Raw genomic sequence first — 22,444 nt, 5'->3', positions numbered from 1 at the left:
ACCTTATGGAGAAAACAGTGAAAATACGTAAAACAACCCCGGAAACCCAGGGAAAGGTATCCGCCCTGCTGAAGTCGGCCTTTCCCAAAAGCAGATACGAGGCCAGACTCGTAGAAAATTTCCACCGCAACAACACCCAGATCCATGAATGGGTCTGCATCCATGTGAACAAGGTCATTGCATACATCGCATTTTCCAATGCGTACAATGATACACAGGTGTGCGGCCTGCACCTGGCACCTGTGGCTGTGGCACCGCAGTTCCAGCGCCAGGGCATCGGCTCTGAATTGATACGATTTGCCCTGCGCCAGGAAGCCATCAAAAAAAACACCCTATTTGTTCTGGGTAATCCTGAATTTTACAGAAAGTTCGGATTTAAACCCTGTTCAATGCCCATCTGCCCCTTTGACAAGGATAACAGACATTTTTCAGCCATGGGCAACACCGCCACAACGCCCTTTACTGTGGGATATGAGCCTGAATTTGATCAATAGATCACCATCGCACACAGAAAAGAAAGGAGAAAGTCGTTGAGCGACAATTACACAAAAATAGTTCAGCAAAATTTACACAAATTGTACACCAAACTTCCCCCGGATCTTGAAAGAAATTTACCGGGCCACCGGAATGGCCAGGAATTTATGTTTAATGCCTTTGGTGAGAAATGCACCATTACCCCCCGGGCTATCACCCTGGGAGATGCAAACTACCCTGCCATCCACGGTATTTTAATCTCCCTTTATGCCTTGAATGCCACCCCGGAAATCTGTCTGTTATCTCCCTTCAAGTCCTTTCGGGAATTTCCCGACAGCATGCCCTATGTGGGGGCTTTTACCACGCACACGGAACAATTACTGGAACCCCATGTCCCAGACATAAGAAAATCAGCCGCTTTGATCACCCGCTATTTCAACGGTGAAGATGTGCCGGTTCAGGGCGGGGGCGATTTTGCCTTTACCCTGTTTCCCCTGCCTAAAATCGCCCTTTGTTATATTTTTTATGAAGCGGATGAGGATTTTCCGGCATCGGTGAAATGCCTGTTCTCCAACAATGCCAACCGGTTTTTACCCATTGATGGCCTTGCTGATGTGGGAGAGTATACCTCAAAGAAAATTGTGGATCTTATTTGTGACGTCAACTCCCCCTCCTGAATCAAAGATTCAGAAAGGGCCTATAAGAGCCCAAGTTGACCAGCCTGAGTCTTAACTGACTACGTTCGGCGGGATGTAGATATCTTTGGATGTAATCGCCAGACCAAAGCGCTATCGTGGCTCTGTAAAAGCGCTGTGAGGTAGGAGCGGTCAACCACATTGCGAAACCTGCTGGACATTGGCGAGGCGAACCTTACCCCTCTTTGGAGGGTGATAATAACCGCAAGGTTTTGTGCCCACACTATAATCCGCGAAGAGCCGGAATCACTTTCTGGGATGCTTCTTTCGCCACAGACGCGGACTTTCATACGCCTTGCCAAGAGACCAGATGCCCCGGCGATGTTGCCGGGCCTCTTTCTGGGCTTTTACATAGGCCTTTTTATCAACCCCTGCCTGCATCTTTCCCTGGTATACCTCGGCAAGTCCCTCACGCAGCAGGGCCAGATTAACGTTTTCACTCCCCACAAACAGCTCTGCCAGAACACGGTTATAACTTCCGGTGCCATAGCTTTTAAGGGTAAAAGGCCCCCCGGCGATCATGCGGGAAAAGGCCTCTTTGGATTTTCGGCTGAAGGGTTGGGGTTCATGCTTTCCCCCGCCGGTTTCCGGAGCATCAATGCCCACCAGGCGCACCATAAGGGTCAAGCCACCCCCGGAGACTTTCAGGGAATCCCCATCATAGATTTTTACGGCTTTAAATAAAATACCCTCCCGAGAATTGCGGGAAAGCCCCTTATACCGGGAATGATCCTCCTCAAATGTTTCCAGATTTTTCCCGGAAATGGAGGGGGTGACATTGCTGTAATGCCTGATGCCCCCTTCATCCGTCCAGGAAAAAATCCCCCCGGCAGCCAGGGCCCCCCCAACACCCGCGCCCCAGATAATAACTAGCAGCAGATATTTTATTATTTTATTCCCAAGGCCGGTCATGTATCCTCCCAGAGTCCCGGGCAGCGAGCAGCAGCAGCCCCCAACGGACGGGTGATATCAACACTTCCAGAGAAGATCCCCGGTCTTTTCCGTGCCATAACCACCAAGGGCCTCCACCCGCTGTTTAAATTGACGGGTGGAGATGGTATTTAACAGCACCTGCACCTTTTCCGTGGCAATAAACCGATCCGGAATCACCAGATCATAGGATTCGGTGATCACCGGGATAAAATCCAGATCCAGGGCCTTGGCCGCCGCATAGATGCCAAGACCGGCATCGGCCCGGCCGGACAGAACCGCCACAGCCACGGACATGTGGGTGTACTCCTCGTTGGTGTACCCCTTTATCTGATCCCGGGTCAGGCCCAACTTTTCAAGCTGGTAATCAAACAAGATCCGGGTGCCGGAGCCGGGCTGACGATTGATGAAAAAAAGCGATTGTTCCGCCACATCAGACAACCCCTTAATTCCCCTGGGATTACCCTTGGGGACAATCAGGCCCTGCTCTCTCATCACCAGATTAATCAGATGCACCTTCATATCAGGAAGATATTTTTTAAGATACGACACATTATAGGACCCATCCTCCGGCGAAAGCAGGTGGGCACCGCCCATGTGACAGGCCCCCTTTCTAATGGCCATAAGTCCCCCCATGCTGCCCACATGGCTTGAAGAAATGCTCACTCCGGGGTTGGTGCGCCGGATCTGATCTGCCAGAACATCCAGGGTATTGTCATGGGAACCGGTGATCACCACCGTGTTTTTAATGGCTGACAGGGGCCGCAAAAGTTCAGCCGTCACGGTTTCACCTTCGGAAATACCCTCCACATGGGTGGGAATGCGGATGATGCCGTCGGCTTCGGTGATGGTGGTGATACTGCCGGCCCCCCGGGGAAGCTGGGAGGCAATCAGTCGATCATCCACGGCACCGATTTTCACCCGCAAAAATTCCTCCATGCCAAGCTTGGACGCCATTTTCCGGGCGGGCTGCACCTGTACAAGATCCCGGTCCATGGGCCCCCGTCCCTGCATTTTTAACAGCAGAGGCCCAGCCAGCTGTTCAAAGGCCACAATGGCGGATACGGGATACCCGGGGATGCCGAACACCGGCTTGTTGTTCACCCGGCCAAAGAGCACGGGTTTACCCGGCATCATGGTGACCCCATGGACAAACACCTCACCCAGGGTGGATATCACCGGCCGGGCAAAATCCATGGAACCGGCGGAAGATCCGCCGATGATCATGATCATGTCATAATCGGATTTTGTGGCCTCATCCACGGCCGTGGTAATCCACTCCAGCTTATCCTCCACCATGGGATGACGTTCGGGCTTGCATCCATACTCCCGGCACAGGGAAAGCAGCACCGCAGAATTGGATTCAATGACGTCTCCGGGGGTAAGGCCCTTGTCCCGGGCCGTTTGCCAGGTGACCAGCTCATTGCCCGTGGGAATGACCATTACCTTGGGTTGTTTGCGAACCTTTACGGAAAACACCCCACCGGCAATAAGCGCTCCCACAGAATAGGCACAGATTTGATGCCCCCGGGGAAACAAAAGCTCCGTGGCCACAATGTCTTCCCCCATTTTTCTGACATTCTGCCAGGGAAATGCCGGGGCTTCAATCTCCACCAGATTGTCATCCATGATCTGTACGTGCTCGATCATGATCACCGCATTGGTGTTTTCCGGCATGACATGGCCGGTATTGATCCAGAACATGTCTTTGCCCGGTACCAGGGAACGGGGAGATTCTTCACTGGCCCCAAAGGTGTTTTTGGCATCAACGGCAATGCCATCCATGGCGGCGGCATGGAAATTGGGGGAAGAGAGTCCGGCCACGGCTGGTTCCGCCAGCACCCGGCCCAGGGCGTCACAGCTGTTGATCTCTTCCCACTGTACCTCCCCGGTTATGGGAAAGGCATCAAAAAGGATGGTTTTTGCCGTTTCAACGGGCTTCATGTCCAGGTATACATTTCTTTTTACAGTCATTTTTTTCTCTGTGTATTTTTATGTGAAAAATCAGGTACTGGGTTTTGGGTACTGGGTTTTGGGTGCTGGGTGCTGGGTGCTGGGTGCTGGGTGTATACTGGGTACTGACAGCGACTGCTTTTCCATTATTTATTGTGGCAGGTCTTACATGCATCGAACATTTACCACAGCCCCTTTGTCCAGGCCTTCCACATTCTCACCGATTTCAACAAGTCCCTGGGCCATGACCATGGTGCGGATCAGACCGGACTTTCCCAGTACCGGTGCGGCATACAAGTGTCCCTCTTTTTCCTGGATTGCCACCCGGATAAAATCCGTACGGCCCTGGGCCGAGGCCACGTTGCGGGTAAGGATGGCCGGAAGCAGCGCACCCGGACTGGCCCAGGCGTTTTCCCCCATGCGTTTTCGCAAAAAAGGCAGCACCACCACCTTGAACACCACCATGGCCGACACCACATGTCCAGGCAGGCCCCACACGGGCTTATTGCCGGAACGGGCCAGAATGGTGGGTTTCCCGGGACTGATGGATATGCCGTGGACCAGAAGCTCCGTATCGACAAGGTCGGACAGCACCTCCACGGTGAAATCCCTCATCCCCACGGAACTGCCCCCGGAAATAAGCACCATGTCCGCCATTGCCACGGCCCGGCTGCAGGCATCAAAAAGATCATCTCGATTGTCCTTTACAATGCCAAGCTGCAGGGGAATGGCTCCGGCTTCTGAAATAAGGCCTGCCAGGGTGTGGGAATTCATGTCCCGGATTCTGCCGGGGGCCGGTGTCTCTTCCACGGGGACAATCTCATCTCCTGTGGAGATAATGGCCACGGTGGTTTGTTTGAACACCGTCACATGGGTCTTTCCCAGGGCCGCCAGCACCCCGCTCTCCTGGGGACGAATCCGGGTACCCGCCTTTAAAATCTCCTGGCCCTGGCGATAATCTTCGGCACTGTCCACCACATGCTGCAGGGGGGCCACACTTTTATAGATCTCCACGGTGGCGGCATCAACGGCTTCGGTGTGCTCCACCATGACCACACTGTCGGCGCCATCGGGCAGCATGCCGCCGGTGGAAATGGGGGCGGCTTCATCCGATGTCAGGGAAAAACAAGGGGTTTCGCCCATGGCAATGGTGCCGGCCACTTTCAACCATGCCGGGTTGGCCTCGGAGGCCCCAAAGGTGGCAGCGGACTGAACGGCATAGCCATCCATGGTGGATCGCCGAAACCCCGGCAGATCCTGGTGGGCGACGATGTCCTGGCCCAGTATTCTTCCCGATGCCTGGGGCAGCGTCACTGTTTCTGTGGGCATGGCGGAAAAACGGCCCACCATACCCATTACGTCCTCCAGGGTCTTTACCTTGAAAAAATGGTTCATTTAAGGGCCTCGGCAATGCGCATCATGGCCTTTTCCACATTTTCACGGCTGTTGAATGCACTGATGCGGATGTAGCCCTGACCACATTTTCCAAACCCGGCACCGGGGGTACACACCACACCGGCCTTGGACAGCAGCATATCAAAGAACTCCCAGGAATCCCGGCCCTGGCCGTCAACCCAGATATAAGGAGAATTGTCCCCCCCCACAAAGGTAAATCCAAGCTCGCCCATGGACAGACGGATGAGATCGGCATTTTTAAGGTAATAGGAGACCAGGGCCTTTACCTGGATCTGACCTTCCTGGGAATAGACCGCCTCCACAGCCTTCTGAACCGGATAGGAGACCCCATTGAATTTGGTGCAATGCCGTCGGTTCCACAGGGCATGAAGCGAAACCTTCTCTCCGGCCTCATCATAGACCATGCACTCCTTGGGTACCACGGTGTAGGCACATCGGGTACCTGTAAAACCGGCGGTCTTGGAAAAACTTCTGAACTCCACGGCCACCTCTTTGGCCCCTTCAATCTCATAGATGGAGTGGGGAAGATCTTCGTCTCGGATAAAGGCCTCATAGGCCGCATCAAAGAGAATCAACGCCTTGTTTGCTCTGGCATAATCCACCCATTCTTTAAGACCTGCCTTTGTGATGGTGGTGCCGGTGGGGTTGTTGGGAAAGCACAGATAAATCAGATCCACAGGCTCCTTTGGTAATTCCGGCAAAAAATTATTTTCCCGGGTGCAGTCCAGATACACAATGCCCTGGTATCTGCCGTCCTCAAAAATGCCGGTGCGGCCCGCCATGACATTGGTGTCCAGATACACGGGATAAACGGGATCAGGAATGGCAATTTTAATATCCTGGGCAAACAGCTCCTGGAAATTACCGCAGTCACACTTGGCACCGTCACTGACAAAAATCTCATCACCGGCAATGTCGGCCCCCCGGCTGTTGAAATCAAATTTTGCAATTTTTTCCCGGAGGAAATCATATCCCTGCTCCGGGCCATATCCCCGGAAGGTGGCATCATCTGCCATCTCATCCACCCCTTTATGAAAGCCCTCAATGCAGGCATGGGGAAGGGCCCGGGTCACATCCCCGATGCCCAGACGGATCACTTCCTTATCCGGATTTTCACTCTGGTAGGCTGCCACTCTTTTGGCAATGTCAGAAAACAGGTAAGAGGCCTTTAATTTTGCGTAATGTCTGTTTGCTCGTATCATTATTATCTTCCTGGATTTTAATTTTTATATGAAAAGGTAGCCTTCAAGTCTACCTCAGCAGAGCCGCCCTCCCGATGGGCAATAGAATTCAAAGATGCTATAAAAGGTATCATCACAAAAGGGCAAACGAAGACCAGCAGAATGCCAAATGGTGTAAATGACACTGTCGACAAATGGGTTCAAGAAGAATTGAGCGTAGGTACCATTGATTCAATCAGGAAAGCAAGGTATAAAACCATAACATCCAAATTTGATATGCCTGTTAAAGCCTTTTTATAAATCTGAATGAACCAATTGGAGACTCTTCTCATCACAGAGACTGGGTCAGACTACACGGGGGATGACTGAGAGTTTGCTGTATCTTTAAGTGTCAGGAATTAACCTTTTAAAGTCCTTGACAAGGACAATTATGGCAGTTGGAACTCTGCCATGGTTTCATTGACGATGGCTTCGTCAATGCAGTTAATATTGATCAGGCATGCCGTGGCAATATTGTCCAAAGCGGAAGTCGACCACTGGACCGGCACCCTCAACCACTGGTGCAGATTGAAGGAGCTGCCCACCGGTTGCCGCAATGGGAGAGTGAGGTGCCCATGCTGCGGCTCGACCGCAGCATATTTTTGTTGGACATCGCCTCTTTTTTTTGGTTATATTTTTCATCATATTGTTGTATATTTTCAACAAATAATTTATCCTTTATTACCAAGCCTTGAATCAGAACCAAACAGTCACGATAAATTTATTATTTTCTTCGATTTCGCTATGGTTCAATCAACACCCCATAATCTTGATGTCTATCAGCCGCGCAATCCTAAAGCAAGCGCATATTACAAGTGTGTTGAAAACCATTTTGAAGAACTGGAACGGGCTTGGGATGACAGGTACGCTCCCAGATATGGATTCTGGCGGACGTACGTCATGACAGTGATCTATAAATATCTCGACTGCGGTGATCTTCACATGGGGTTTGCCCGGGTCCGTTGTGAAGAATGCGGCCATGAGTATCTCCTTGCTTTTTCTTGTAAGCGCAGGCATTTTTGTCCATCTTGCCATCAGAAACGGGTGATTGAATATGGCGAATGGCTTCTGACGAATGTTTTAAAAGATGTTCACCATCGGCATTGGGTTTTTAGTATTCCAAAACGACTGCGGATTTATTTCCTTTATGACCGCAAGTTGTTGGCAAAATTGTCAGTCTGCGCCTGGAATGTGATAAAAGGGTATTTACAATCCGTAGCTCCAGGCAGTAATGCTGTTCCTGGTGCAAGTATTGCGGTCCAGACCTACGGGGACTTTTTAAACTTCAATCCACATCTGCATGCTATTGTTTCAGATGGCTGTTTCCTTGACGACGGCAGTTTTAAAGCGGCTCCAGGCTTTATTCTGGAAGATTTGGAAGAGATCTTTCAATATGAGGTTCTCAAAATGCTCAAAAAGGAGGGGAAAATAAATGATGCTGTTATCGAAAATATGCTTTCCTGGCACCATTCCGGCTTCCATGTTTATATTGGTGACAATATCACACCTTCAGACAAAAATGGCCTTGGCAATCTGGCTCGTTACATTATCAGAGCCTGCTTTTCTCAAGAACGTATGGTTTATATTCCGGCTGAAGAATCAGCAGATGGTATTGCCAAAGTGGTTTATACATCAAAAGACGGGAAAAACCGTGAAGTTTTCAATGCATTGGATTGGCTTGCCAGACTGGTGACGCATATTCCTGACAGATGTGAACAGACGGTCAGGTATTACGGTTGGTATTCGAATAAATCCAGGGGGATGAGAAAAAAGGCCGGAACTGATGAAGCCATTCCGGCTGTCATGCCAAACGACATGTCTTCCAAAGAAGTAAGGCAGAACTGGGCGCGTTTAATCCAGAAAATTTATGAAGTTGATCCTCTTGTGTGTCCAAAATGCCAGGGTCCTATGAAAATTATCAGCTTTATCGAAGACCTTGACCTTATCGAAAAGATCTTGCGTCATCTTGGGCTTTGGGATACCCGTAATCATGATCCGCCTGAACCCGCCTATTCCAACACTATCCCTGAATTGATTTACGATGATTCAGATTCTCAAATTCCGTCATTTGACTATTGGAATTAATTTTTTGCGGTTAGCGGGGTTTCCGGTGAAGTATGCTCAAAATTAGCCTAAATTTGTTCTTTTTTCATGATTTTCAAAAAAAACTTATCTTTTTTCCCATACACTTATCTTACACTTGTTACCTTATATTCCCACATAACCTTAACCTGCATCCCAGTCTTCTCGCCCCTGCCCAGACACAACATGTTGTGTCTGGGCAGGGGCGAGAAGACTGTCTTAGCTTTTGACATTTTGATTGATAGTCTGGTATAGTTTGCACTAAGAAAAGCAAGTTCCTATCAAGAACCAACCAGTCATGTTATATTCGCGCTCAATGGCTTCAGTTATCCATTCGACTTTTGTTTTACTGAATCATAAAATATTTACCTACTATACCCTCCTTAAACATTTTTTAAAAAAGCGTGTTGATTCGATTAATTTTCACAAGGTACTAGTTTCATACCCAATTCATCGGCCTTTTATAATCTGCAAGTGATTCGGTATATTTCTTTCTCAATCGACTTAGTTCACGCCTCTCCCGAACTTTTTCCGGGGGGATAAAACTACCTTTTAGCAACCCATGACGAAGAAGTCCTGCAAGCCATTTACTATCTGCTATATCCGTTTTCCGTAATGTATGTTTTAAATCAACCAGGGTCTGACCGTTTTTTGTTTTTCGGGCATCTTTTAACCTCATCATTATATTCCCCCAGATCGGGTGTCCTGCCAGGTTTTTTTAACGGTTCTCCCATCGATTTAATGGGACAGTTCAGAACAATATCTCCATGATCATCAGTTTTAATGAAATTTCTTTCCCGGCAAAGGTCGGACTGCATCACTTCTTTGATGCTAAGAACCGGTTCGCAGCAGGCATCAATTGTATTAAACAGATCAGCCCACTCCGACCGGGTCCGGGTTTTGAAGATCTTTGAAACTTGGGAAATAACCTCCTGGCCCCCAAATTGGAGCGGAATCAAGTCATTTCGGCTGACTGCCTCGCAAAAGGCAATCCAGAATTTGGGTTCAACTGCTCCAAGACTCATGTGGCGGTTATCCCGGGTTTCATAAATATAGTAAAAAGGCTGGTTGCCGGACAAAAAATGACCCTCGTTCTTTTCCTGGATACGGCTCTTTTTCATCTGGCAGAACGAAAGTACATTAAAGGCAAAGGCACCGTCCACCATGGAGACATCCAGATGCTGCCCCAACCCTGTGGTTGTACGTTCAATAATAGCGGCCAAAAGCCCAGTAAGGGCAAAAAGGCTGCCGCCACCGATATCGGCCATGGCCACCGGTGGTACAAAGGCTGTGGCATCTTCCATGCATCCCGAGTCAAAACAGCCGGCCAGGGCCTGATAGTTCAGGTCGTGACCACCCTTTTTTGCATAGCTTCCCTCCTGGCCGTATCCAGAGATGGAGACATAGATAACATCCGGATATATTTTGCTTACCGTCGCATAATCGATGCCCAATTTTCTGAGAACCCCGGGACGAAACCCTTCAACAACGATGTTGTATCCTTTCATGAGTTCGAGCAGCGATTCTCGGTCTGCATTCTGCTTCAGGTCAAGGGTGATGCTTTTCTTTCCCCGGTTGACTGTGTCAAAAATAGGAAAATAGGTTTCCCGGCCGGGATCGTTGAAATTTCTAGCAAAATCTCCGGTTCCCGGTTGCTCTACTTTCAAGATCTGGGCTCCCATTTCTGCCATCAGCCAGGTCATGAAAGGGCCCGGCAGGTTCATGGTCAAGTCCAGCACTTTGATCTTTAGAAGTGCGTTTTGCATGGTTCTCCCGTTACTGTTTTGTGATTACACTGATTACTTTGCTGCCATCCTGATACAGCCATCCAACCTTATAGTTTCCCCGTTAAACATGGGGTTTCCCACAATCTGCTCGACCAGCATGGCAAACTCGTCCGGATAGCCGAGCCGTTTTGGAAACGGTACGGAATCCGCCAGGGCCTGTTTGAACTCCGGTGGTATGGCATCCAGGATCGGCGTATCAAAGAGTCCCGGAGCAATGGTCATCACCCGGATGCCGTAATCGGCAAACTCTCTTGCCACCGGAAGGGTCAAGCCGATAATGGCGGCCTTGGAGGATGCATAAGCTGCCTGACCGATCTGTCCGTCATATGCTGCGGTGGAGGACGTATTGATGATTACGCCTTTTTCATTGTCTGCTGCCGGGGTATTCTCTGTCATTTTTTCAGCTGCCAGCCGCATGACATTCATGGTCCCAATGAGATTCACCCGGATAACCAGTTCGAATTTTTCAATGGGAAGCGGTCCTTTTTTACTCAGAACCTTCATGGGGATACCCAGGCCCGCACAATTCACGGCAATGTGAAGCCCACCATACTTGGCTGCGGTTCCATTCACAGCTGCCGTTACAGAAGGGGTGTCTGTAACGTTGGTTTTAAAAAAAGTGACTTTGTCCCCCAATTCATCAACCAAGGCCTGGCCGCGGGTTTCATCCAGGTCCAGTATTCCGGCATTTCCGCCGGCCCCGATGATTCTTCTCACCGTGGCCTCACCCAGTCCGGAAGCCCCGCCGGTAACGATTGCCGTACAATTTTTCATTTTCATTTTCATTTTCCTTTCAGTTACTGCTGGCTTTTCCACATGAACAAGCCAGACTCCATCCCTTTTTCTTCAAGCCGGTTCAATTTGATTCGACTGTCTGATAGGTCACGAAGAATTATCTAATTGGCGCTTCTGCTTATTTTGTCAGGATCTGAATTCCGGCAACCACAGGGGAATCAACCCCGGATAATACGCCTCCCAACATCTGGGCCATACCCACCTTTGCACCTTCGACCTGATTAGTTCCGGCCTCACCCCACAACTGGCGGGCAATATCAGCTACTACACGAACACCGGAAGCCCCCAACGGATGACCCATTGACAGCAGACCGCCGCTGGGGTTGACTGGACAGCGGCCACCCATTGCCGCAGCACCTGCGCGTGCAAAAGCGACACCTTCACCCTTTGGGCAGAGTCCAAGCATCTCATAGGCCGACAGTTCCTCACCGGAAAATGCGTCGTGCATTTCAACCACATCGATATCCTTGCCCGCCTCAACCCCTGCTATTTCACAGGCTTTGATCGCACTTCTTATATTTGTTTCCTGGGCCAGCGGGTCACAAGAGGAATCTTCGGCGCTACCGACCGAAATGACCGATGCCGCAACCTTGACTGCCGGTCGCTGTGTTTTTTGATTGAACTTTTTATAATATTCCTTGCTGCAAAGAATCACAGCGGCGGCCCCATCGCTCTGGGGGCAGCATTGGAGGAGGGTAATCGGATCCGCGATCATGGGGGAATCCATAATTTGCTGAAAGGTGACCTCCTTTTTATACTGGGAAAAAGGATTGGTTACGCCGTTCTTGTGATTTTTAATTGACGGATAACAGATATCTTCCAGGGTTGCCCCACGTTCTTCCATCAGGCGATTGCACAGCATGGCAAAGAATGACGGCATGGTCAGGGACAGCTTGGCTTGCATGTCACCTTCTATTCCGATCAGCCCCTTACCGAATTTTTTGTTATAGGCAGAGAGGGACTCGACGCCAAGCGCAATACCGATATCACACACCCCGTAGGCAATATCCCGGTGCAACAGATGCACGGCACTTGATCCGCTGGCGCAGGCATTCTCCACCGTATACATAGGGATCTTACCGATACCCAGACGGATGAGTGTGGACTGGACGACGTTAGCCGGGCCGTAAATGTTGCCGCAATAAGCGGTCTGCAATTCCTTGGGAAGGATTTCCGCGTCTCTGACGGCGGCCATAGCGGCAGCAGCCCCCAGTTCGTTTACGGTTTTGTTGTCGTGCTTGCCGAAAATTGTCTGGCCAGTACCCAGAGTATATACATCACGCATTATTCCGCACCTCCTTTTTCTTTCCCGCAAGGGGTGTAATAGTAACCGATCACTTCCGTTCCGTCCTTTTCGGTCCAAATCGTCCCGGTTTCCACCTTCAGGCTCATCCCTGTTTTGACCGCCTTGACATCTGCGCGAATCTGTCCGAATACACGGGTCCCTTCGGGCAGGTCTATATAGCCGGCGATAATCGGCGGCTTAAAGGGGCCTACAGGAACCCGGGTGACAGAATAGGAAAACAGGGTGCCTGTATTGCTCAAGGGAGTTTTGCTGCCTTCTCCAGAGGAACAAAAAGGGCAAAGCTCATATACTGGGTAGGATGTTTTTCCGCAGGCATCGCACCTGAACCCCATCTGAACCAGGGTGTTGCCTTCTTTTTCCAAGGCTTCGGAATGAAAAATTACTTCATTTCTCATTGGTTTTTATACCTTTCTTTTTTTCTGGGACCGTGCTCTATCCACCCGGCCCCTATTTTATTTTATTTTCTCGTCAGTGTTCTTCCGATAATCAGGCGCTGAATTTCCGAAGTACCTTCAACGATCTGAAGGATTTTTGCTCCTCTATAGTACCGAGAAACCGGATATTCTTCCATCAGACCGTATCCGCCATGGATGGAAACGGCATCACTGGCAGCCTTCTCGGCCATTTCTGTGGCGAAAAGCTTTGCAGCCGAAGCTTCGAAGGCATGAGGTTTTCCCTGGTCTTTCAACCATGCGGCTTTCAGATACTGGTTCCTTGCCAGTTCGATGCCCACGGCCATGTCGGCCAGTTTGAACTGGATCCCCTGAAATTCGAATATGGGTCGGCCGAACTGCTTCCGTCCCTTTGCATATTTCAGGGCTTCGTCCATGCATGCCTGGGCGACTCCCACAGCCATTGACGCGACACTGATGCGGCCAGTCTCGAGCACTGTAAGATGCTGGGCAAACCCTCGTTTGGGATCACCCAGAAGGTTTTCCTCAGGAATCCGGCAATCGGACAGGAACACTTCATGGGTGGCAGAGTGGTGCCATGCTATTTTCCGGTAACGATCGCCCAGTTTCAATCCTGGCGCGTTCTTGGGAACAATGAAGGTCGATATGGTACCGGTATTGTCGCCGTCAATAACCCTCGCAGCCACAAGCATCACAGAGGCATTATCAAGTCCGATATTGGTAATGAACTGCTTGGTGCCGTTCAATACCCATTCGCCGTCCTTTAATTCCGCTGTGGTCTGCAGAGCCCCGGCATCGGAGCCGGAGTCCGGTTCGGTCAGGCCGAAGGCGCCGATCTCTTTTCCCTGGGCCAGGGGAACCAGCCATTTTTTCTTTTGCGCTTCCGTGCCGAATGCATCGATCTCCTGAGCAACGACACTGGTGGTGACGTCAAGAAGGCCGCCCAAGGCAGCGTCGGCCCTGGAAATTTCTTCAAGGCACAGATGCATGCTGACCCAGTCTGAGCCCATTCCCCCATATTCCTCGGAGAAAGGAATGCCCATGAGGCCGATATCTGCCATCTGCTCAATGATATCATAAGGATATTCGCCAGATCGATTAATTTCTTCAGCCCGGGGAGCGATCTCTTTCTGGGCAAAATTACGGACCTCCTGACGGATCATCTGCTGTTCTTTAGTAAGGTTGAAATCCATGTATTATCTCCTAAAAAAGTGGGTTACTATTCTGAATAGAAATCTTTGTATTGTGACCGGGCTAATTTCTTGTCAAATTTTCCCACGCCGGTTTTCGGAAGTTTATCCAGAAAAATAACATCATCCGGAAGCTGCCATTTGGCGAAATGATCGCCGATGATACCAAGGATATCCTCCTTGGAGACGGTTTCCTTGGCCGTGTCCCGAAGAACGACGAGTGCCAGGGGCCGTTCCTGCCATTGAGGATGGGCAATGCCGATGACGCAGGCTTCTATAACGTCGTCATGTGACATGATGGCGTTTTCAAGGTCAATGGATGATATCCATTCCCCACCGCTTTTGATCACATCCTTGAACCGGTCCGTGATCTTGACATATCCATGCTCGTCAATGGTGGCGGCATCACCGCTCTTCCAGTATCCATTCTCATCAAAGCAATCCGGGGTGCGCGAATCATTATAATAACTGGTGGTGATCCATGGGCCGCGGATGAGAATCTCACCGACGGTTTCTCCATCGGTGGGCACCTGCTTACCATCAGGTGCTATGACTTTAAGATCAAGCCCGATCACAGGCAGTCCCTGTTTGCTCTGGTTCGCCCATTCCTGTTCCTGGGTCCAGCCCTTTATAGTCGGTTTGAATCGGTTCATTAAAACAATCGGCGTCGTTTCAGTGGCCCCATAAGCGTGAATCACTTCAGCCTTGCCCAAATTCCAGTATCCACGCATCATTGACAACGGCGGTTCGGTGGCACCGGAGATCATGCGAAGACCTGTGAAGTCCGGTTTTTCCGGCAAAGTGCGGATATATTCGAGCATCGGCATGAAGATTGCCGGAGCGCCGTTGTTGAAGGTCACCTTTTCAGATATCATCAGGTCCACCAGAATGTCTGTGGTTTCCATGGTGTAGCGGCCTGTAAAAACAAGTTTGGCCCCGACCAGAGGCGCGCAGAACCAGACACCCCATCCCTGGCCATGAAACATCGGGACCGTCTGCATGATCACATCGGTCAATCCCAGCCTGAGGCTGCTGGTCATCATCATTGTATGGACATAGATACAGCGGTGGGAATAGTACACACCTTTAGGCTTTCCAGTGGTTCCCGTGGTATAACAGGCGCTATAAGCAGAATTTTCATTGATCATGGGCCATTCGAATTCGGCAGCCTCTTCTTCCAGGAGAACTTCGTAGCTTTTAAGGGACGGCAGGTTGGTTTTGATATCTCCCAAATTTTGATCGGTGATGACAACGAATCCTTCCACTGTTTCGAGCTTGTCGGCAATCCCCTCAATATTGGGCAAAAGGCTGTCGCCCACAAAAATAAAACGGGCTTCACTGTGGTTGGTCACATAAGACAGGTCAACAGGGGATAAGCGAAGGTTCATTTGGAGCACCACGGCGCCGATGCCTGAAATGGCAAAATAGAGTTCAAAATGTCTGTAGGTGTTCCATTCCATTACACCGATCCGGTCCCCGGGTTTGACGCCGAGCCTCTTCAAGGCGTTGGCCAGTTTCTGAATTCTCTTGTACGCCTGTCCGTAGTTATACCTGAAAAGTGTCCCGTCTATTTGCCGGGATACTATCTCCACTTCCGGGTAGGTCTGGGCAGCACCTCGGATGATGGAGGAGGTATTCAGGGGATAATTGTCCCCGGATGTGGAGGGAAAACCGTCAATAATCGTGTAACTCATTTTCATTCTCCTTTGCTTTAAAGTGTTTTTTATTTGTTACTGGTTCATCGAGTGGATGAACCAAGGTATCGCGCCAATGCTTTAACGGGGTACTAAAAAACTGTTCAGCCGCCGTTATCTGCCTTTGAACACAGGTTTGCGTTTTTCCATGAATGCCTGCACGCCTTCTTTAAGATCCTCGGTCGAAAATAAGAGTTCAAAACACCGGGCCTCATAGGCCAGCGCTGACTGAAGGTCCATGTCCATGCCTGTGGAGACAGCAGTCTTGTTCGCCTTGAGTGCCAGGCGTGGCCGACCAGCAAACTTTTCAGCCAGTTTTACAGCTTCATCCATCAGGGACCCTGCCGGGAAGATCCGGTTAACCAGGCCGATCCGGTAGGCTTCCTGAGCATTGATGGGATCTCCTGAAAACAGCATTTCCTTGGCCCTTCCCATTCCTATCAAGCGCGGCAAACGCTGGGTGCCGCCAGCACCGGGAATAACGCCGATTTTGATCTCGGGAAGGGCAAACAAAGCGTCTTCCGATGCGAGGCGGATATCGCACGCAAGGGCCAGTTCGCATCCCCCTCCGAAAGCGACCCCGTTGACTGCAGCGATCACCGGCTTTTCGATCCTTTCGATTTTCTCCATGACCATCTGGGCGCGGGAAACAAACGCGTGGGCATCAACAGGGGAGTCAAGCCGACTCACCTGAGAAATATCCGCGCCTGCGGCAAAACACTTATCACCGCCCGTGATAATGACAGCGGCGATATCCGAATCGTTTGCCATACAATCTGTCAAGAGATTCAGCTCATCCAGCATCTCAATACTTATGGCGTTCATATGTTCGGGCCGGTTAAGGGTAATCGTTATTACCGCCAAATTTTTATCTTTTTCGTATCGGACTGTTTCATATTTCATTTTTTTTCCTTTTCGGCATATTTGGATGAATCAGCTAAAAAGCACTATCGAACCGTATCGATTTTTTAAATGCTAAAACAACTGCTTGTCAAAAGGCCAGGCCCTATGCATCCATGGATCGTTATGCTCTTTTTAATATGGTCCTTTCACTAAGTGTGCCAACCGTGCTGCAATAAAAAATTATGTAATAATTTCATTTGGTTATTAACTTGCAAGCATCTTGTGTGTCTCTGTGTCAAATATAGCCTTGCCAAATAAGATAAATTTTATTATCATATTCGGTAAATTTATCGTATACAACCTAATTTTTTATTTTGCTTCCAAAAATCAGAGGAGACGGGCGATGGAAAATTTTTTCAGGGATGCAACACTTGCCATATGCGGAAGCCTCGATATCGAAGACGCGCTCCGGAGTTGTCTGTTAAGCATACGTAAGTACATACCGGCTGATTTGCTTTCTCTTCATCTTTACAAGAAGGATACCGGCTTTCTCGAAACGGTAGCATATGCAAAAACAAGCGTCGGAAAGAAGTGCTCGTTCAAAAACAAAATTCCTGATAATGTCATGAAAGGAATAGAAAGAGGCCCTTCCCGGGGGGCTTGGCTTGTTGAACGGTTAGGGGACTACGAGGGAACACGGGAAGCTGCTGCTTATATGAAATGCACGGATATGGCAGGCATCATCATGAATCTCACTCTTGGAAAGAAATTATTAGGCGTGTTGGTGGTTGCCGGCAAACACCCTGATCAATTTTCTTCCCGGCATCTTGAGCTCTTGAAAGTGCTGAACAAGCCTGTTGCTGTTGCTTTGACCAACAGTATGCGCCATCGGGAAGCCGAGCGTCTCAAGGACCTTCTTGCAGATGACAGTCGCTATTTTCAGAGTGAGTTGAAACGACGGGTTGGTCAGAAAATGATCGGAAGTGAACTTGGACTTAAAGCTAGCATGCAGCTGGTGCAGCACGTTGCTCCCTTGAACAGCCCTGTTTTATTGCTTGGAGAGACCGGTGTGGGAAAAGAAATCTTCGCAGGAGCCGTTCACAATTTGTCGCCCCGAAAAGACGGTCCAATGATAAGTTTCAACTGTGGTGCCATTCCACCCAATCTAATAGACAGTGAGTTGTTTGGATATGAAAAAGGTGCGTTTACCGGAGCTGTCGCCCGAAAACGGGGAATCTTTGAACGGGCTCAAGGCGGCACTATATTCCTGGATGAAATTGGAGAACTGGCACCCGATGCGCAGACAAGGCTGCTGAGAGTTTTGCAGCAAAAGGAGATCCAGAGAGTCGGCGGAACGGATAACGTGAATCTGGACATCCGGTTAATTGCGGCTACACACCGCAACCTGAAAAAAATGATGATGATGGGGACGTTTCGTGAAGATCTCTTTTTTCGACTGAATGTATTTCCAATTACCATTCCACCACTGCGGAATCGACCGGAAGATATTCCGGCACTAGTAGAGCATTTTATCCTTGAAAAGGCCAACGAAATGAAGCTCAGGAAGCCCCCCCAGGTGATGCCGGACGAAGTAGCTCTCTTGATGGCCTATGAATGGCCAGGCAATATCCGTGAGTTGGAAAACACAATTGAAAGAGCACTGATTCTCAATAAAAAAAAATTTTTGTCTTTTGGTGACCTTCAATTGAACTCGATGAAAGAACTTCCTCAAGCCGACAATAGAACCAGCCCGGCTTTGCCGCTGCCCCTTGATGTAATTATTGCAAATCATATTCGATCCGTCCTTGCGGTCACGAAGGGAAAAATCAATGGGAAAGGAGGGGCTGCTGAGCTTTTGTCAATCAATCCCAGCACGTTGAGGAACCGGATGAAGAAACTCGGCATAGCAGTCAACAAAACCGTTCGTCAGGATTAGGAGATTTGCTTTTGCAACCCCAATAGTATGAACATTTTCGTAGATTGTCTAACTTAGCTGCAAACAATCTGTCATCAAGACAAAATTGATCAGAAATATCGACAACAATATAGAAAACAGGGCTTTCACCACGGCGGCCTTGCCTCCAAAGGCGGGACTTATATGGTTGCATGAATGGATGCCAATAAGAAAGAAAATCCTCTGTACGAACAATTTGACCGGGTATACGATCTGATGAAAAAATATGATGCTGTACTTTCCCTTGGTAACGGTATTCGGGCTGGAGCCATACATGACAGCCATGACCGTGCCCAGATGGCAGAAATGATCATAAATTGTGAACTGGCTGAACTCGGCCGGGAAAAAGGATGCCAGATGATGGTGGAGGGTCTTGGCCATGTACCTTTGGATGAGATTGAAGGCAATATTATGCTGGAAAAAAGAATGTCCGGCAATGCCCCGTACTATGTTTCTATTTTTCTAATGAAGTTCTGAGAGCATGAGAAAATGATATTGACGGGTTAATCTTTTGCATAACTCCCGGCAAACGCTTTTCAAAAATTGATATGCCTGCGCTGAAGTCACGCTCGAGTAAAAAGATAACGAGTTCCTCCGGAAAAATATAAAAAGGATATTTTTGGGGAACATAGAGACGGATTCGTTTTCTGTTGGCTTCAGGAATGATTCGGCAATGCGTATGCAAAAGAGCAAAATGGTCAGTCCAGCAAGATATAATATCACCGATAGTTGGAGCTACTTCCATCATATTCCCCAAAAGGTCATGGTCCCTTGCATAGTAACATTTCCCAAGGTCCAGGGCCGTTTCAGGAGCAGAAAACTGTTCGATCAGGTTGAGCGCCATTGTTAATTCCTGATTAAGAGAAATTTCATTTTTCGAATATAGAAAGTCATTCTCATCCAGGTTCGCCCTTCAAGAATTAGTTTCTTGTCTACGCCTCTGTCGTTGGCAAACCGTAAAAAAGGATACACCCCATTGATTGGCCGCTTTATGTCCATTTTCTTCATCAAAACCCAAGTTTCTGTAATAATCCAAAATTATGTATTGAAGAGTTGGCCATTAAAGAAAAAATTCTTCGACACCTGGATCATTGGGATATCCGTAACCATGACCCGCCAGCACAACAACCGACTTATATACTTGAATTGGGTTATGACGAGAGCGTTTTGAACTGCTTGTAATAATTTCATGGTGTTAGAACTTTTTTTATAAAAAGTTTCTGCCAAAACAAAAATGGGGAGTGAGCTGACAAAACCTACCTTAAGGTGAATAAGGAATATAGTCTCATTGATCATTTACAACAAGCCCAGCTGGCAGTGCTGTGTTGTTTGGTGACGGGCTAGCATTCTGCTTCTTAGTAGGACGCGTAATAGCTGGGAGAGGAGCTGTCTCGTCCTTGTCCGCTGAATCGGGTATGTGTTCCCGAATCTTGTCGTACAGGTACCACTGACGTTCTGGAGATAGTCCTGCTGGGATGATTTCCTTGGGGAGGATAGAACCGTCTAATAGGGCAGAGTAATCGACGCTCTTCTTCAGCAGTTCAAAGGTCTCTTGTTCAGAGTCAACGTAGCGTCTCGCGGTGACTACTCCAGGATTCCTGGAGTCCATTGAAAAATGGTGGTAGTTGGTTATCCCCGGCAGCTTCCGGAAGTATTTCTCCAGCCATTTGCTCCACGCATGGTATCTGAAGCTGGCACTCCCATCATCGTCTCTGTAAGGGTGGCAGACATTGCATTTTTTGACTGTAGAGGTGTTTATGATGTTGATGAGTTGCCTGTAGGTATAGGTCCTGGAACGTCTGTACTTTTTTTTCAGTAGTCCGAAATAAGCGTCCGGCGAGAATTTGGTATGTCCAACCAACATGAAAGACCAGTCTATTTTGGCGTGTAGGCCAGCTATTGTTCTATACAACAGATAGTGCAGAACAGCATTGTTCTTGTTCTGCCCCGTACAGTTGTCAGCAGTTAACAGCAGGTGCTGCTCTCCGAGGCCGTAGCACGCAAAAAAATGGTGCAGCATAGCAATCACTGTATCAGCTCCTTTGCCAGGAAAGTCAGCTTCGTCGATCAGGTAGTTGACTTGGCGTGGTAAAGCTTCACAGCAGACCCCGAACAACTGCGCATTTCTGGACGTCTTGAAGTAGATGGGGCCAACTTGATGATCCTCGTATGGGTAATGCACTTGCTGTGCGAAATCCCAAGAGTAGTGCATTATATCTGGTTTGCTCTGTTGTTCTTCGCCCTCCATCAATGCAGAATAGGATTGCCTGGAGACCTCAATGCATTGGCGATAATGAGTACGCTTTTTCATGGCAGAAATTAAGTGTTCCCTTGCCTTATCGAGAGCTTCAAGTTTTTCTTCTTCAGTACCTGCTGCCGCGGTGATGTTGATCTGCTTTTTGTGCTCTTCGCACGTCATGCACAAATCGCTCTTGGTCTTCGAGAATACTATGTGGGGAAAGTTATCAACCCATAGCCTCCTGAAAGCGTGATACTCAACTACCCGACCATCGCTACCTTGCATGCTTTTCCGATAGATCCGGTGAATTGCCATGAAGTTCATTATTGTGGGTAGGTAGATGGTCAACTTGCCCTTGCCAGCCCTCAAATCTCGACCCGGATCGGGAAGACCATGGATAGCGGCGAAGTTTGAAATGAAACTCAGGACCGCCTCAATGGCATCTCTTGAACAAGCGTGTTTGGGTTTCTTGCCTGTGTTACCGTGAGCAGGGGGCACCGTTCCTGTCTCGATCAGGTACTTCTGCCGTCTCTTCAATCTATCTATCGATTCCCCATAGTACAGGAGGAAAAATTTTCTGCACACCGGGCGATCCGCAGTAATGCAGTAGTTGAATCTCTGCCGCTGTCGTGTTTGGGATGTGCGGGCGGATTTAGACTGCGCAGTTCCGTGAATGAACGATTGGAGTTTGCCGATAATGAAGCTATGTTGCTCCCTCCAGGACATCTGTCTGAAATCTTCACGTGCGTCCAGAATCTCGCTAACCGTGAACTTCTTCTGGCAGTCATTCCCGCAGCCACAAGGTTTGCTCAAGAATTTTGTTATCTTTTTTCGCTCAGATAACCGTTCTCGCTCAGTGAGACCCTCGATAACACACTCCTGTTTCCGTCTATCAGTGCTATGGACGCTCGCCTGTCCCGAAATGAAGGAACCAAGGTACTCTTCCTCAACGTCCCGAAACGGTTTGAGCAGCTCCTTAGGCAGCAGTATATCCGAAAACTGTGAAAATTGCTCTATCATGGGGGGAATCCTATGTCTAAACTGGAAAAATAGTCAAGAGAAACGTTTCATGGGCTTATTCACCTTAAGGTAGGTTTTGTCAGCTCACTCCCCATTTCATGGTCCGGAACAGCGACTCAGAATAAGGGTTGTCGTTACTGATCCTGGGTCTGCTGAACGATGACGCTACCCCCAGAGACTCCAGTTTTGCAAGCATGGTAAAGGCTTTCATTGGGCCACCGTTGTCAGAGTGGAGAACTAGCTGATTTTCTTGTATTTCTTCTTGATGACAGGTGTCTGTGATCAGAGCGGCAGCCAGCTCTCCAGATTCGCAATCATAGACCTGGTATCCCACTGCTTTACGGCTGTAGACGTCCATGATCATATAAAGGTAGAAAAAACGCCCTTTTACCCGGGCTGGCAAATATGTGATATCCCAATTATTCCGACAACG

The 22,444-nt window shown here is 49.0% G+C and carries 19 protein-coding genes and 1 pseudogene; 5 read left to right on the top strand and 15 right to left on the bottom strand.

The features are described from left to right. Positions 1 to 17 precede the first annotated feature (17 nt). Both B9A32_RS13140 and B9A32_RS13135 read left to right on the top strand, forming a co-directional pair. Complete coding sequence (locus B9A32_RS13140) at positions 18 to 494, top strand: GNAT family N-acetyltransferase (RefSeq protein ID WP_084069910.1); 477 nt, start codon at positions 18 to 20, stop codon at positions 492 to 494. A 36-nt stretch (positions 495 to 530) separates the two neighbouring features. Next, positions 531 to 1,151: a DUF3786 domain-containing protein gene (locus B9A32_RS13135; protein WP_084069909.1), complete on the top strand. Its 621-nt coding sequence runs from the start codon at positions 531 to 533 to the stop codon at positions 1,149 to 1,151. A 264-nt stretch (positions 1,152 to 1,415) separates the two neighbouring features. Here the strand turns inward: B9A32_RS13135 and B9A32_RS13130 are convergent, their stop codons facing one another. From B9A32_RS13130 to B9A32_RS13115, 4 genes are all read right to left on the bottom strand, one after another. Further along, positions 1,416 to 2,081 (bottom strand): thermonuclease family protein, encoded by a 666-nt coding sequence (locus B9A32_RS13130; protein WP_084069908.1) that lies wholly within the window; start codon positions 2,079 to 2,081, stop codon positions 1,416 to 1,418. A 57-nt stretch (positions 2,082 to 2,138) separates the two neighbouring features. Continuing rightward, positions 2,139 to 4,073 (bottom strand): molybdopterin biosynthesis protein, encoded by a 1,935-nt coding sequence (locus B9A32_RS13125; RefSeq protein ID WP_084069907.1) that lies wholly within the window; start codon positions 4,071 to 4,073, stop codon positions 2,139 to 2,141. 144 nt (positions 4,074 to 4,217) lie between these two features. Beyond that, positions 4,218 to 5,447: a molybdopterin molybdotransferase MoeA gene (locus B9A32_RS13120; RefSeq protein WP_084069906.1), complete on the bottom strand. Its 1,230-nt coding sequence runs from the start codon at positions 5,445 to 5,447 to the stop codon at positions 4,218 to 4,220. Then, entirely contained in the window at positions 5,444 to 6,670 is a 1,227-nt protein-coding gene (locus B9A32_RS13115) for an LL-diaminopimelate aminotransferase (RefSeq protein ID WP_084069905.1), read from the bottom strand. Before B9A32_RS13115 ends, B9A32_RS13120 begins: the two co-directional genes overlap by 4 nt. 429 nt (positions 6,671 to 7,099) lie before the next feature. Between B9A32_RS13115 and B9A32_RS13110 the strand changes: the two genes are divergently transcribed. Then, positions 7,100 to 8,773 carry an IS91 family transposase gene (locus tag B9A32_RS13110; protein WP_232367156.1) on the top strand — a complete coding sequence of 558 codons (1,674 nt, stop codon included), beginning with the start codon at positions 7,100 to 7,102 and terminating at the stop codon, positions 8,771 to 8,773. Positions 8,774 to 9,209: 436 nt separating this feature from the next. On the opposite strand, the gene B9A32_RS22375 is transcribed toward B9A32_RS13110, so the two are convergent. From B9A32_RS22375 to B9A32_RS13075, 8 genes are all read right to left on the bottom strand, one after another. Further along, positions 9,210 to 9,449, bottom strand: a complete 240-nt coding sequence (locus tag B9A32_RS22375) for an IS110 family transposase (RefSeq protein WP_408607038.1) — start codon at positions 9,447 to 9,449, stop codon at positions 9,210 to 9,212. Further along, positions 9,400 to 10,536, bottom strand: a complete 1,137-nt coding sequence (locus tag B9A32_RS13105; protein ID WP_084069903.1) for a CaiB/BaiF CoA transferase family protein — start codon at positions 10,534 to 10,536, stop codon at positions 9,400 to 9,402. The genes B9A32_RS22375 and B9A32_RS13105 overlap by 50 nt, the downstream gene beginning before the upstream one ends. A gap of 33 nt (positions 10,537 to 10,569) precedes the next feature. Further along, positions 10,570 to 11,337, bottom strand: coding sequence for an SDR family NAD(P)-dependent oxidoreductase (locus B9A32_RS13100; protein WP_084069902.1), 768 nt, complete (start codon positions 11,335 to 11,337; stop codon positions 10,570 to 10,572). A 133-nt stretch (positions 11,338 to 11,470) separates the two neighbouring features. Further along, positions 11,471 to 12,637: a thiolase family protein gene (locus B9A32_RS13095; RefSeq protein WP_084069901.1), complete on the bottom strand. Its 1,167-nt coding sequence runs from the start codon at positions 12,635 to 12,637 to the stop codon at positions 11,471 to 11,473. Beyond that, positions 12,637 to 13,053: a Zn-ribbon domain-containing OB-fold protein gene (locus tag B9A32_RS13090; protein ID WP_084069900.1), complete on the bottom strand. Its 417-nt coding sequence runs from the start codon at positions 13,051 to 13,053 to the stop codon at positions 12,637 to 12,639. The genes B9A32_RS13095 and B9A32_RS13090 overlap by 1 nt, the downstream gene beginning before the upstream one ends. Before the next feature lie 62 nt (positions 13,054 to 13,115). Beyond that, positions 13,116 to 14,264, bottom strand: coding sequence for an acyl-CoA dehydrogenase family protein (locus B9A32_RS13085; protein WP_084069899.1), 1,149 nt, complete (start codon positions 14,262 to 14,264; stop codon positions 13,116 to 13,118). Positions 14,265 to 14,290: 26 nt separating this feature from the next. Beyond that, the gene (locus tag B9A32_RS13080) at positions 14,291 to 15,955 is read right to left on the bottom strand and encodes a long-chain-fatty-acid--CoA ligase (RefSeq protein ID WP_084069898.1); all 1,665 of its coding nucleotides are present in this window, start codon (positions 15,953 to 15,955) and stop codon (positions 14,291 to 14,293) included. 114 nt (positions 15,956 to 16,069) lie between these two features. Then, a complete protein-coding gene (locus tag B9A32_RS13075) occupies positions 16,070 to 16,858 on the bottom strand; it encodes an enoyl-CoA hydratase/isomerase family protein (RefSeq protein WP_084069897.1) in 789 nt (262 codons plus the stop codon). 343 nt (positions 16,859 to 17,201) lie between these two features. Here B9A32_RS13075 and B9A32_RS13070 point away from each other — a divergent pair, with 343 nt between their 5' ends. Both B9A32_RS13070 and B9A32_RS13065 read left to right on the top strand, forming a co-directional pair. Continuing rightward, positions 17,202 to 18,734, top strand: coding sequence for a sigma-54 interaction domain-containing protein (locus tag B9A32_RS13070; RefSeq protein WP_084069896.1), 1,533 nt, complete (start codon positions 17,202 to 17,204; stop codon positions 18,732 to 18,734). Positions 18,735 to 18,908: 174 nt separating this feature from the next. Continuing rightward, positions 18,909 to 19,229 (top strand): phosphomethylpyrimidine synthase ThiC, encoded by a 321-nt coding sequence (locus B9A32_RS13065; RefSeq protein ID WP_332308516.1) that lies wholly within the window; start codon positions 18,909 to 18,911, stop codon positions 19,227 to 19,229. Here the strand turns inward: B9A32_RS13065 and B9A32_RS13060 are convergent. From B9A32_RS13060 to B9A32_RS13045, 3 genes and pseudogenes are all read right to left on the bottom strand, one after another. Continuing rightward, positions 19,207 to 19,656, bottom strand: coding sequence for an AraC family transcriptional regulator ligand-binding domain-containing protein (locus B9A32_RS13060; protein ID WP_139795823.1), 450 nt, complete (start codon positions 19,654 to 19,656; stop codon positions 19,207 to 19,209). The genes B9A32_RS13065 and B9A32_RS13060 overlap by 23 nt on opposite strands. A 381-nt stretch (positions 19,657 to 20,037) precedes the next feature. Beyond that, a complete protein-coding gene (locus B9A32_RS13050) occupies positions 20,038 to 22,011 on the bottom strand; it encodes a hypothetical protein (RefSeq protein WP_084069893.1) in 1,974 nt (657 codons plus the stop codon). Positions 22,012 to 22,102: 91 nt separating this feature from the next. Then, positions 22,103 to 22,432: pseudogene (locus B9A32_RS13045) on the bottom strand (transposase); the annotation flags it as partial. Positions 22,433 to 22,444: the final 12 nt, after the last annotated feature.

The organism is Desulfocicer vacuolatum DSM 3385 (assembly GCF_900176365.1).
Lineage (GTDB): Bacteria > Desulfobacterota > Desulfobacteria > Desulfobacterales > Desulfobacteraceae > Desulfocicer > Desulfocicer vacuolatum.
This window is presented reverse-complemented; position numbering and strand designations above follow the sequence as displayed.